9 protein-coding genes are annotated in these 13,533 nt (G+C 50.8%); 6 read left to right on the top strand and 3 right to left on the bottom strand.

Annotation, left to right across the window (positions count from 1 at the left end; genetic code table 11):
• Positions 1–40 precede the first annotated feature (40 nt).
• Positions 41–5,563, top strand: coding sequence for a DEAD/DEAH box helicase family protein (locus tag ACTQ34_RS11200; RefSeq protein ID WP_441363893.1), 5,523 nt, complete (start codon positions 41–43; stop codon positions 5,561–5,563).
• Between the two features lie 364 nt (positions 5,564–5,927).
• Here the strand turns inward: ACTQ34_RS11200 and ACTQ34_RS11195 are convergent, their stop codons facing one another.
• A complete protein-coding gene (locus tag ACTQ34_RS11195; RefSeq protein WP_441363892.1) occupies positions 5,928–6,620 on the bottom strand; it encodes a DUF4367 domain-containing protein in 693 nt (230 codons plus the stop codon).
• Entirely contained in the window at positions 6,604–7,152 is a 549-nt protein-coding gene (locus tag ACTQ34_RS11190) for an RNA polymerase sigma factor (protein ID WP_441363891.1), read from the bottom strand. The genes ACTQ34_RS11195 and ACTQ34_RS11190 overlap by 17 nt, the downstream gene beginning before the upstream one ends.
• 151 nt (positions 7,153–7,303) lie before the next feature.
• Between ACTQ34_RS11190 and ACTQ34_RS11185 the strand changes: the two genes are divergently transcribed.
• The 5 genes from ACTQ34_RS11185 (at position 7,304) to ACTQ34_RS11165 (ending at position 10,924) form a co-directional block, all read left to right on the top strand.
• Positions 7,304–7,747 carry a hypothetical protein gene (locus ACTQ34_RS11185; protein ID WP_441363890.1) on the top strand — a complete coding sequence of 148 codons (444 nt, stop codon included), beginning with the start codon at positions 7,304–7,306 and terminating at the stop codon, positions 7,745–7,747.
• Between the two features lie 596 nt (positions 7,748–8,343).
• Positions 8,344–9,246 carry a TraX family protein gene (locus ACTQ34_RS11180; protein ID WP_441363889.1) on the top strand — a complete coding sequence of 301 codons (903 nt, stop codon included), beginning with the start codon at positions 8,344–8,346 and terminating at the stop codon, positions 9,244–9,246.
• A gap of 43 nt (positions 9,247–9,289) precedes the next feature.
• Complete coding sequence (locus ACTQ34_RS11175) at positions 9,290–9,811, top strand: hypothetical protein (RefSeq protein WP_441363888.1); 522 nt, start codon at positions 9,290–9,292, stop codon at positions 9,809–9,811.
• Positions 9,777–10,319, top strand: coding sequence for a hypothetical protein (locus ACTQ34_RS11170; protein ID WP_441363887.1), 543 nt, complete (start codon positions 9,777–9,779; stop codon positions 10,317–10,319). Before ACTQ34_RS11175 ends, ACTQ34_RS11170 begins: the two co-directional genes overlap by 35 nt.
• Positions 10,320–10,594: 275 nt before the next feature.
• Positions 10,595–10,924 (top strand): hypothetical protein, encoded by a 330-nt coding sequence (locus ACTQ34_RS11165; protein ID WP_441363886.1) that lies wholly within the window; start codon positions 10,595–10,597, stop codon positions 10,922–10,924.
• Between the two features lie 197 nt (positions 10,925–11,121).
• Here ACTQ34_RS11165 and ACTQ34_RS11160 read toward each other — a convergent pair whose 3' ends face one another.
• A complete protein-coding gene (locus tag ACTQ34_RS11160; RefSeq protein ID WP_441363885.1) occupies positions 11,122–13,533 on the bottom strand; it encodes a lysozyme family protein in 2,412 nt (803 codons plus the stop codon).

Raw genomic sequence — 13,533 nt, 5'->3', positions numbered from 1 at the left:
TTCGCGTGATGTGTTCCAAGGGAACACACTGGAGGAAGCCGTGCAGGCTGCCGCCACAGACCCCTCGCGTGATGTGTTCCAAGGGAACACACTGGAGGAAACCACGCAGGCAATACCAGCGCCGCATGACCCACTTGCACCCGCCTATCAGGTCGGGACAGTGGTTTACTGGAATAAAGCGGCGCACATCATTTCCGGCGTCAGCCCCGCAGGGATCACGCTGAAAGAAGCCGGCACGGAGGGTACGGAACTGCCGCCCATCGCCAAAGCCGTATTCGAGAGCCGGTTGTCTCAGGACGCCCGGAATACACCCGTCATAGATACCCTGACTATGGATATCGAAAATACAAACGACGATCTGCGGGAAACGCTCACCAGCGAGCACGGCCTGCTGTCGCAGACGGACAAGGACGCCATCACCCGCCTCCTGCGGGATGGTCAGGGCAATGCAGAAATTGCGCAGCATCTCTCGGACGCCCACGCGGGTACAACCGGCAATTTCACCCTTTTAACAGGGGATGAAGCCGAGTATATCGCCGCGCCCTCCGGATTTTCCGTAGAAATCCAGGACAGGTTCGGTACAGAGTTATCTTATTCATGGATTGAAGTCGCGCGGCTCTGCCGCAGCCTGTACCAACAGGAGTTGGACGGCTTCCGTCACGCTGTCCCCGAACCCGCTGCAAGTGCGGATGTGTTCCAGCCGAACACGCAGCCTGCCGCCGAGGATGTGTTCCATCCGAACACACCGGAAGGGGCGGCGCGGAACGCGGGCAATTATCATATTACGGATGAACTGCTCGGCGTATCCCGTCCGCGCGAACGGTATCGTGACAACATTGCCGCACTCCGTCTGCTGCACACACTGGAGGAGGAAAACCGCCCGGCTGCGCCGGACGAACAGGCGGCGCTCGCCCGTTATACCGGCTGGGGCGCGATCCCGCAGGCGTTTGATGCGGGGAATCCGGCGTGGGCTGATGAATATACCGAACTCAAAGCGCTGCTGACAGACGATGAATATAAAGCCGCGCGCGCTTCCACCTTAAACGCGCATTACACCAGCCCCACGGTGATCCGTGCTATCTATGACGCCGTAGAGCAAATGGGTCTTGCACCGGAAAGCATTCTGGAGCCGTCCTGCGGTACCGGTAACTTCTTCGGTATGCTGCCGGAGGGAATGAGAAACAGCCGTCTGTACGGCGTGGAGCTGGACAGCATCTCGGGCCGTATCGCCCAAAAGCTCTATCCCGGTGCGGATATCACCGTATCCGGTTTTGAAAATACCACGTTTCCGGACAACGTCTTTGACCTCGCCATCGGCAACGTGCCATTCGGTGATTATCACGTGAACGATAAGGCATATAACAAAGACCATCTGCTCATCCATGATTATTTCTTTCTAAAGTCTCTGGACAAGGTAAAACCGCATGGCATCGTTGCTTTTATTACCTCCAAAGGCACGCTGGACAAGCAGGATGAGCATGCACGCCAGATGCTGGCGCAGCGTGCAGACCTGCTCGGCGCAATCCGCCTGCCTAACGACGCGTTCAAAGCAAACGCAGGCACCTCGGTCACAACAGATATCATCTTTTTGCAGAAACGCGAAACGCCGCCGGAGACCGAGCCTGAGTGGGTACAGCTTGGCGAAACCGCAGACGGGCTTTCCATGAACCGCTATTTTATCTTCCACCCGGAAATGGTCCTGGGCGAAATGAAGATAGAAAGCACCAGATACGGTTATGATACCACCTGCGCGCCGGTACCGGGCGCAGACCTGAAGGGGCAGCTTGCGGAAGCCGTCCGCCATATTCCCGTCCCTGACAAACTGCCGGCGCGCGGCGCTGCGGACGTGTTCCAGTGGAACACATCGCAAAACGCAGGAAGCACCCCGGACGAAGAGGTGGAGGATTACAGCTATTTCATCAAGGGCGGCGCGGTGTTTTTCCGCGCCGCTGGCAGGGATGAGCCTACAGGATATAAGGAAACCGCATCGCAGCGCGCCCGCGGCATGATCGGCCTGCGGAAAACCGTGCGCGATTTGATCAAAGCACAGACCGAAGGCTGCGATGATGACACGCTGCACGGGCTGCAGCGTGCGCTGGACGGGCAGTACGACGCCTTTGTCAAAAAGCACGGCTATCTCCACGATACCGCCAACCGCCGCGCCTTTTCACGGGACGCAGGCTATCCGCTGCTGCTGGCATTGGAGGAACTGGACGATGAGCAGAACGTCAAAGGCAAAAGCGATATCTTCACCCAGCGCACGATCCGTCCACATATTGCCGTGACCAGCGCGGATACGCCGCAGGACGCATTGGGCCTATCCCTTGCGGAACGCGGGGAAATCGACTTTGCTTATATGTCCCGCCTGCTGGGGGGAATGCCGGAGGGGCAGATCATTTCCGCGCTGCACGGGCAGATTTTCCGCGAACCGGTAAGCGGCGTCTGGCAGCCGGCGGACGAGTACCTTTCCGGCAATATCCGCGCAAAGCTGAAAACCGCACAGGCATACGCGGAAAAAGACCCCGCTTTCTCATTTAACGTGAAAATGCTGGAAAGCGTCCTGCCCGAACCGCTTACCGCTTCGGATATCAGCGTGCGGCTCGGCACTGCATGGATCCCGCCCGAAGACGTCACGCAGTTTGTGCGGGAAGTCCTGCACCCGCCGTTCTATGCGGCAAACAAGATCACCGTATCCTACTCGGATGCAATCAAAAGCTGGTATGTCTCCAACAAAGGCGCGGACAATGACCGCAACTCCTTTGCCTATACCAAATTCGGGACAAGCCGTGCGAACGGCTATGAACTGCTGGAGCGGGCGCTCAACCTGCGGGATGTGCAGATATTCGATGTGAAAATCGTAGACGGCAAAGAAAAGCGTATCCCCAACCAACAGGAAACCATCAAGGCGCGCGGGAAGCAGGACGCGCTGCGGCAGGCATTCAAAGACTGGATTTTTGCAGACCCGGAGCGGCGCGAGCGTCTGGTCCGCTACTACAACGAGCATTTCAACCATACCCGCCCGCGCACCTATAACGGGGATTACCTCTCTTTCCCCTGCATGAACCCGAACATTACCTTGAAAGAACACCAGCGCAATGCGGTTGCCCGCATCCTCTACGGCGGCAATACGCTTCTGGCGCATTGCGTGGGCGCGGGGAAAACGTGGACGATGGCGGCGGGCGCGATGGAGCTGCGGCGGCTGGGGCTTGCCCACAAGCCGATGTTCGTTGTGCCGAACAGCTTGACCGAACAATGGGGCGCTGAATTCCAGCAATTATATCCCGGCGCACATATCCTTGTGGCGCGGGAAGATGACCTGTCCAAACAGAACCGCCAGGCATTTTGTGCGCGGATCGCCACAGGGGATTATGACGCAGTGATCATCGGTCACAGCCAGTTTGAAAAAATCCCCCTTTCCCCGGAGCACGCCCGGGCGCATATCGAAAAGCAGCTTGACACGCTGGAACTCAGCCTGTCCGAAGCGAAAAAAGATAAAGGGCAGAATTTTACGATCAAGCAGCTGGAAGGCTCGAAAAAGAAGCTGGAAGCGCGGCTGGAGCAGCTGATGAACGCCAAAGAAAAGGATACTGCCGTAAGCTTTGAACAGCTTGGCGTGGACCGTATTTTTGTAGACGAAGCGGACGAATTTAAGAACCTCGGCCTGTTTACAAAAATGCGGAATGTTGCCGGGATACAGAACACCGCCGCGCAGAAAAGTGAGGATATGGCGGCAAAATGCGAATACCTGAACGGGCGCAGCGGTTATAACAGCGTGGTATTTGCCACCGGCACCCCGATCTCGAACAGTATGACGGAACTGTATACCATGATGCGCTATCTGCAATACGATGTGCTGGAGCAGAACGGCATGACCGACTTTGACAGTTGGGCGTCCAGCTTCGGAGAAACGGTGTCTGCCATGGAGCTGTCCCCCGAGGGCAGCGGCTACCGCAGCAAAACCCGTTTTGCAAAGTTTGTCAACCTGCCGGAGCTTGTTACGATGTGGAAACTCGCCGCAGACATCCAAACGGCGGATATGCTGCACCTGCCGCGCCCGGAAGCGACATACCACAACGAACTCACCGCGCCCACCCCGGAGCAGGAGGCAATGGTGCAGCAGCTGGGAAAACGCGCGGACGCGGTGCGTGCCGGCGCTGTAGCGCCGTATGAGGACAATATGCTTGCGATCACAAACGACGGGCGCAAGCTGGCGCTTGACCAGCGGCTTGCCGACCCATTGCTGCCCGACGTGCCGGAAAGCAAGCTGAACAAGGTTGTTCAGAATGTTTTTGAAATCTGGGAGCGTACCGCGCCGGAAAAAGGCACGCAGCTCATTTTCTGCGACCTTGCGACACCCGGCGGCAAAGGCGCGCGTAAAAACAGCTTTTGCGCCTATGACGATATACGGGACAAGCTGATCGCGCGCGGCGTTCCTGCGGAGGAAATTGCGTATATCCATCATGCGGATACTACGCCGAAAAAGCGCGCGCTGCGGCAGCAGATGAACGCGGGCAAAATCCGTATCCTGATCGGCTCCACCAGCAAAATGGGCGCCGGATTCAATGTGCAGAAACGCTTAGCCGCGGAACACGAGATAGACTGCCCGTGGCGTCCGCGCGATATCGAGCAGCGCGAGGGGCGCATCCTGCGTCAGGGCAATATGTATGACCGTGTTGACATTTACCGTTATGCCACCCAAAATTCATTTGACAGTTACAACTGGCAGACCGTGGAGAATAAGCAGAAGTTTATCGCGCAAATTGTGACTGGGAAATCCCCGGCGCGTACTTGCGAGGATGTAGACGCCGCCGCACTGTCCTATGCGGAGATCAAGGCGCTGTCTGCCGGCGATCCACGTATCAAAGAGCGTATGGAACTGGAGGTAGAAGTCAACAAACTGAATGTGCTGCGCACCGCATATAAGAACGAGCAGTACCATCTGCAGGATGAAATCCGCATGATACCGGACAAAATAACGGATAAGGAGCGCCTGCTTGCCGCATTGCAGCAGGACGGCAGGACCTTTGCAGCGCACCATGCGGAAAGCGTGGGCGATACATTCCGCGCGGAGATCTCCGGTACGGTATACACGCAGAAAGAGGACGCCGGAAACGCTTTGCTGCAGCGCATCGAAAGCGAAACGGCAAAGATCAAGGCTGGGGCGGACGATGCCCTGGCGTGGGAAAAATCCCTTCCTATCGGGCATTACTGCGGTTTTGAACTATACCTGACGCGCGACCCGCTGCAAAACTGTATCCTGTGGGTACGGGGGGAGACCAAGCGTCAGGTGGAGACCGGCATGACGCCGCAGGGCATGATGCAGCGGCTGGGGAACGCCCTGTCCGGCATTGCAGAACATATCCCCGATTGTGAAAATCGCATCGCGCTCTTGAACGAGCAGCTTAAAACAGCAAAAGCGGAACTGGATAAACCGTGGCCGCAGGAGGATGAGTACCAGATCAAGGTAGCGCGGCTGGGTGAACTGAACTTCCTTTTGACCAGGGAAAAGGAACAGCCCCGGCAAACCGAAATCACGGTTGCGGAGCCGCAGCCGGTCCGGTAAGGCAGGGTTCGACATTTCCCGCGCTTTTCCCGCTGTATAATATACCGGACACTCCTTGGGGCTGTGCAGGGCGGTTGGCCCCGTACAGCCCCCTCCATTTCCTGATAAAGAAACAACGGGGATGTGTTCCACTGGAACACATCCCCGTTCTCTTAATCTTTTTGGGAATTTCAGAATCAAAAGAAATGGTTATATTGCCTCAGCTATACTTTGACAATACCGATGCTGTATTTCTGAAAGGAAAAATTTTTCTGATATCCCACGATTATGCTCATTTGCGGTAAAGCATATAAGAATCATAAAGTCGTTTTCAGCTATAAAAAATTACTTTTCCAAGGTGGCCTTAATTTGCCTACAAGTGTGTCTACCCTACAGTAACATGTTCAGCAATTTGCTTTTCAATATCCAACGGAAGATTGCCATATAGCTGGAACAGAATATTTTCATGTGTCCATAGGATCGTATTATTATTACTCTTAGAGATTATTGTTGCCTCCTCGCCGTTCATCGAATACTCCTGCACCACCGCATTTTCCGTGTCTACAATCTTATGTGTGTCCTGATTTTCCGTAATCAGCGTGCATGTCAAATCGAAGTACATTCCATCTTCGGTTTCATAGCTGACAGAGTAAAAGGTTTCGTCGCCATATTCATCAGTCTGATCCATTCCGTCAGGTATGAAACCAAGTGAAATCACACCGAGAGCGGTTTTTACTGGTGACGAAGATGCGGACCCTGTACTGAAACGGTAATCAGTAAGTTCATGGAATACATGTGTCACAATTTCAATAATTTTCTCTCGGTATGCATCCACAGTCATTACGCAGGAAAAGGATACGGTTGCAACGACCAGTAGTATAGCGGCACTTCGGCGCATCATGTGTATGACGTGATTCAACCTCGGTGATCTGCGCTGCTCTTTAATCAGTCTTTTCATTTTTCGATTAAACCGGTGAGAAAACTGATGCTCCGGTATATCATCCGGTAAAGCCGAAGATAACCATAAATTGCGCGCTTTCGATGCGCTGGCATATAGCATTTCATCCGTTATCTTCATGTTGATCCTCCATAGACTCTAACGATGCAGCAAGCTTTATTTTGGCTCGCTGAATGGTTTTTCGGACGTTATCCTGCGACATATTCATCAATTTCGCAATTTCAGGCACTGAAAAGCCATTATCATACCGTAGCAAGAGAATTTCGCGGTACTTGACCGGCAACGCGGCCATAGCACCTGCCAGCATATCGCGCTGGTCGAAACTTTCAATATCTGTTTTGGCAGGCGTATTGATAAATTCTTCATCAAAGGGTACTACGGCCCTGCGCTTTCTGGAGCGATACAGATCTATCGCAATCCTCTCAGTAATTGTAACGATCAGCCCCTTTGTTTTGGGACACTTCACTTCATCTATACGTTCAATTATGTCGATTATCTTTAAGAAAGCCTGATGTACAATATCTTCCGAATCGCGCGTATCTCCTAAAATACGGTTCGCAGTGTAGTACATCAGGTTTTTGTATTCGTGATAAATGGCTTCAAATTTAGATCGGTCCTCTTCGGAATCAATCATAGAAAGATAAATCAGCATAAGATCCCCCTTTGCTGTTTTCTTTTGCATTATAACATAGAAGTCAATAATGTCCAACTAAGAATATTTTTGAAAAATCTGTAGCAGGGTGTCCCAAATCTTTGTTCTCGTTCGTTACAGTAGGCAAGAACTAATGGAAGGAGGGAATCCCATGGGAACAAGAAGAAAAATGCTGGTATCGGGCTTATGTCTTACTGCTTGCTTATTGGCGACCAATGTGCCGCAGGCATACGCGCTGAACGATACCACTTCTTCGGCAGTACAGGGCGATGTAGAACTGTATATGACATACATAAACGATGCTGATTGTACATTCTCTATTAGCAATGGTACTGCCAAGATCAATGCATGGGTGCGCGGGCAATCCGGGAACTCAACAAAATGCCAGATTGTAGTCAATCTTCAAGAGAAGTCCGGATTGAGCTGGAAAACCGTGCAAACATGGTCCGATACCCGGAATGGACGTAAAGCGACAGTTAACGCATCCCAAAAAGTTACATCAGGGAAAAGCTACCGGGTAACTGCTACCGTGACTGTTTGGAATGGCTCAAAGTCTGAAAGCAAACCAATGACCTCTAACCCCCTGACAGCTTGACAGAAGTTCTGACAAGTGTTGCAATTCACTCCAAGTTTTTATTAAGTTGAAAGGAAACAAGAAGCATGAAAAAAAGATTTGCATGCATTATATCAGCAATTATGGTTTTTTCGTTATTTGTAGGACAGGCGTCCGCAGTATCAATCGACAGCATTGGGACTGATTCAAATTCAATTATGGTGGACAATCTTAATTAAAGTCTCCGCCCATACTCGCTTAATCGTCCCACCAAGTTTTATGATATAGCAAAATCAGGTAGGTATAAAGGAAGCTTTACAGGATTAACAGGTGGACTATATACTAACTATTATTTTAGTCCTAACGCATCTGGGAAATTGATTGTATCAGGTTCTGTCTCTAACACAGAAGCCAGAATTAAATATTTGGAAATTCAGTGTATAGAAATGTCCACTAAAAGAGTGATATCTACATACCGTACTTCTGAGATAAAACAAAGCAATACGCCATATTATAATGTTTTTTCCGGATTGAGTTCCCAAAAGCATTACTATTTCTGTTTGAACTCTGGCGGCCCCGTTTCAGGTACTGGAGGCCTTCTGAACGGTAGTATAGATGTTTCCCATTCGTAATTTTATATGAGATTACGGATAAAGGGGCTGACACAATTTCAACTTAAAGTAGTTGCATGTATTGCAATGACGATCGATCATATCCCCAAAATATTACTTAGTCTTTCTTTCAGTCAGTCATTTGCTATATTAGCATCTGCAATAGGTAGAATATCTGCCCCCCTTTTTTTGTTTTGCTTTATCGAGAGCCTGCATAAAACACATGATCGAAAGCATTTTATTCTCAGGATATATTTATCCAATATATTTATAAGTTTATTCATCGCTATGATGAATTTCTTGTTTAATGAATGGATCGGAGTATATGATTTCGGTCAAAGCATATTATCCACATTTTTCTATGTGGGGTTATATTCATACGCTATCAATAATGTCATTAACTTGTTCCGTAAAAAAGAAAGGGCAAGGGCTATATTTGAAATTTCCTCTATAGTGTTTCTTCCCTTTTTCTTGTCATGGATGGCTCAAGCTGTGTTTTCTAACGGTTGGGAGTATTTAGAGGGAATATTTAAACTAATTGGTGTGCAAGATGCGTATATAAATATTATCAATATCAATATGCAAATAGTGCTTACCTCAGTGTTTCCTTCACCTTTAAATGTAGAATACACAATGATTTTTGTTATATTGGGAGTAATGAGCTATTTCCTTCCTACTTATCATCGTATTATTGTGTTTTCTCTTTTTTGTATGTTTTCGTATGTTGGCTCTCACCTAATGCTCCTATCTATCTATCCATTCACCGATTTTTTTGCGGTAGATCAATGGAAAATGGTTTATGCGATTCCTTTCATGTTGATATATAACAAGCAGAAAGGGAAATCTTTCAAATTGTTTTTCTATATGTACTATCCATTGCACCGTTATAGTTTGATAATAATTGATACTTTGTTTGCGTTGACAGCATAATACAATGAAAATCAGCGAGTCTTAATACAGGAGGAGAAATAGTATGTATGTTAAACGTTTTTTTTGCTTAGCGGTCATTAGTGGAATTCTCTTAAGTCAGCTATCCATGTTTGCTGGGGCGGTTCAAATCGAGGAGGTATTTCCAAAAGAGAATGTTCAAATCACGTATGAGGATGCAAAACGCCCTAATGAAGCTCCAATCCAGCCATATGCAACAAAAACAAAGCTCTTTTCGTTTGCGTTAACGGATGTATATGATATCGTAGCTACATATACCGACAAGATGGTTGCGAGGAAAAATATCACAAATGGTTATCTTCGTATGGAGGGAACAATTACAAATTCATCGAATTCCAAGCCTGTAAGAATTGGACTATGTGTTGCAAACGCGTCGGGCAATTATGTTAACAAACTTTCCGTGGATACTTTTGCAACCAACGAATGGGATTATGCCACTTGGCCCAAAAGCAAAGTTCCTACCTCTGCATGTCGAGCTTTTGTAAAAAACATCAGCACGAAAGGCTGGCTGAATGGTGATGTCTATGTCTATAACTCTAATATCTAAGAAATTTGCAATTATCCGGATTTTTTTCTTGCTGCTTTGCTTAGCAGCGCTCATGGGCTGCGAAAAAAGTAATGACACAGCAACAAATGAACTACCCGCAGAAGCTTCTGTCTGCGTAGAACAGTATGTGGAGTTAATGGAGGACAAGGGATCGCCTGTTGCGCAAGAATATGTGTATTTTGAAAATCAAACCTCCAAAGAAATGTTTGGAGAGGCCAACATGGCATTTGAAAAATATGCTATTGATGAAACTGAAAAAGTAAATGACAGGCTCTATGTACTTTCTTTTTCGGCAACCGTTGTTTATCGTTTGTCCGAGGACGACCCTGAAGAACCGGAGATTGTTCAGGAAGAAGGGTTCAACTATGTTGCAAACGTTGATGGCGAATGGAAGTTTATTTTAAATGCTGCGGATATCCCCGAATCGGTTCAAGACGGTTTTGACCCTGAAAAATATAAAAGCAATGATCCGGATATAATGTCGCCAGAAGATGTAATAATTGTATGAAAGGTTTGGGATTTATGATGGAAGGAGCGAAAGCATCTTTGCTGATGTAAGCTGAAACAAAAAGAGCGCCCGCCGCTCACAGCCTATGCTGTGGACGGCGGGCGCTTTCTCTGTAATCTAAAACAGCATAGCAAAGGCTGATTTAGGTTTTGTGAATAGTATCCAATTTACAAGTATTATAATTTAACAAATCTGTTCAGACGGTAGATTTACAACCATGATAAAAGAAAGTAATATAGGTCTATAATTTCCCTCGGAAAAGAGATGACTGTATAATGGCAAGACAGCAGTTAGCCGCCAGTCAGGCATCCGGCTGTTTATTAGATGATATTGCAGGGATCCATGGCTGCTATGTTTCTGATTTGAAGTATAATGCCGCCCTTCAGCGGCTCGCAATGCTGGATTTATGCGCAATAGATGAAAATGATTATCCGCTATCCCAATGGCTGGACGCCGCACAGTATTTTATCGGGAACGGCGTGCAGTATTCCGGCATTGCGGAAATCAAAAATGCCATGCTGAAAAAATATAAGCATGCTGCAGACGGCGTCCCCAGCCCGGATGGCGCAGGGGCGGATGCAGGTGCAACACGGTTTGTCGATTGAAAAGGCATTAAGCAGGTTGCATCGCTTTGGGAAAGATGCTATACTTTTTTTGAACCTATTTACCTTTCATCGTCCCCTTATGAGGAATGGAGCCGGCGCATTGACGCCGGCTCCATTCCTGTTTTTCTGCGGCAATCAGATCAAAAACGCCGGCGCAACCTGCGCCGGCGCTTTTCCCAGATGCTGAATGGATGAGTTTAATGAACCGCAGCGCCGCCCCAGCCCCAGCCGCCGAAGCCGTAGTAGTTGGTCCAGGATTCCAGCGTATCTATTGCGCTGCCGCCTATGTTGGACATGATCTGCCCGTTGCCAAGGTAGACGCCGACATGGCCGGCATTCAGCCCGCAGCCGCATGTAGTACGCGAATTATATACCGCAGGGTCATTGTACACCATCGCGCCAACCGGGATGTTTGAGCTGTCATGGCTTACAACATTCGTTACCCTGTTTCGTCCGGCACAGCACCAGTTGTTGACCTGTACACCTGCAGCACGGTATACCTGCTCCGCCCACATTTCGCAATAGCCTGCAGGGGCTGTGATGCCGTAATTCTGGTAGTTCTGCGCGATCAGCACAATGCGGTTCTGCACATCGCTGCCCAGCGCTGCATGGTACTGCCGCACCAACAGGACATAAAACATATTGCCGTAGTTATAGCGCCAGCCGCCGTTTTTCGGGATGGAGATCTCGTTCTTGTACGTCACCTTCACGCCGCCGGAATGCTGCCGCGAAAATTCCTCCGCCAGCTCGAAGCTGTATTTCTTCCCGTGCGACGCAACAAAGTCAAGGAACCCGCTGCCGTAGTTATACGCCTGGATCACGGAATCTTCATCGCAGCCGAGGTTTTTCGCCTTGCGCACCAGCTGTGAGAAATATTTGCAGCCCTGATTGATAGACGCTTCCTTGCTGAGCGAGTTCGGCGGCAGCCCCATGGATTCAGAGGACTGCATCACATCTTCCAGCCGCCCGCCGCTCTCTACCTCAATGATCGCAAGCAGCGTGTCCACATAGTTGGATATGCCGTACATTGCGGCGTATTTTTCCACCAGTTCCCGGAGCGCCAGTACCGCGGCGGAAAAGCCCTTGCCGCCGGTCCCACTGCCCAGCAGCTGGACCAGTTCATCACGGTAATCCTCCAGCAGCTCGTGCAGCATCACGCGCTGGGATTTCGTGAAATGGTACTTGTCCGCCGCCTGATCGGCGGATAAGCCGCCCACCCGTATATGCAGGATCCTGTCCCCATCCTCTGTTTTCGTGTACCATTTTGTATACGGGTTCATATCCATATACACCCCAGCTAAAATCTCACGCTGGTCGGGTCCCATCGTCATTGCATCGAAGCCGTCCTGCTCTGTCACCTTTACCGCAAACACAGCCAACACTTCCACGCTGTCCGCATAAGTACCCTCATATTCCACCCTGTCATAGCTTTCACCCGCCAGCGCAGCGGACGTCCACGCCGTCTGCGCCGCCATGTACGCCTGCTGCACGCTCTGCCCGTCCACGCCGATATTCTCGTCCGCAAACAATAGCCCAAGCGGCGAGGCAATGATGGTAAGCGGCGCGGCAACAAGGCTCACCACCAGAACCACCGCCACACCGGCCAGCAAGATTTTGCTCTTTGCCGCAGCGGCGACCTTACGCATCAGTTCCGTGACGATCTTGCGCACGCCTTTTTTCGCCGCCCCGCCCGCACCGCCTTTTTCCCCAAGACGCAGCTTCAGTTTGCGGACGCCGGCTTTCCGTGCGCGCAGCTGGTATTTTTTCAAGCCGTGCGCAGCCGTCCGGCTTCGCTGTGCGGCAGCGCTGCTTTGGTACGCCGTATCCGCCGCCTTCTGCGCGTGCGCACGGCGCATCAGCGCGCCCTGCCTTACCGCACCGCCATAAACGCTTTCCGCGCCTTTTGCCGCTTTGCCATATACGGTAGACGCCGCGTTTTTCGCCGCACGGTCACGCGCCGTACCGTATACCGCCGCTGCGCTGCGCTGGTTTTTCTGGGTTTTCTGCCTGTTCAGCATCAACAGACGGCCGCGGGCAAGGCGGTACCGCTGACCCTTTTTTAACCGGACGCTGCGTACTGCGCGCTTTTTCTCCACTGCGGCATAGCGGAATGCGTACCGCGTTTTCCCGTCCGCGCCGCGGTAACGGCGCGCCACACGACGGACGGACTTTTTTACCGCGTATTGCCGCGCCTTGTCCCGTGCCGCGCCGTAAACCTTTTTCGCTGCAATGCCGCCGTATTTTGCAGTGGTGCGCGTGGTGACGCCTGCCGCGCGTTTTGCGCTGTCCGCCATCCTGTCAGACGCCCTGTTTACCGCCGCAGCGTCCGCGCGCTGCCCCTCCTGTTCCGCACGGCGTTTCCCGTCCCTGCGTTCCTGCATTTTCCGCACGGCTATGCGGACCATGTACGCTTTCATGGTCCGCTTTTTGCTCTTCGCCTGTGCCGGCGCGCTTTTCATAGCGTAAGCCTGCTGCTCCGCACCTTTTCGTGTCCTGCTGCCGTACTGCGTGCTGGCCGCGCCGCTTACCGCTTTTCCGCGCTGCGCCCGCGCAGCGCCATACGACACCTTTTTCCTGTCCTCCGGCGTTTTGTATTTGTATGTAGCCAT

The sequence above is a fragment of the Agathobaculum sp. LCP25S3_E8 genome, from assembly GCF_052117165.1.
Taxonomy (GTDB): domain Bacteria; phylum Bacillota; class Clostridia; order Oscillospirales; family Butyricicoccaceae; genus Agathobaculum.
This window is presented reverse-complemented; position numbering and strand designations above follow the sequence as displayed.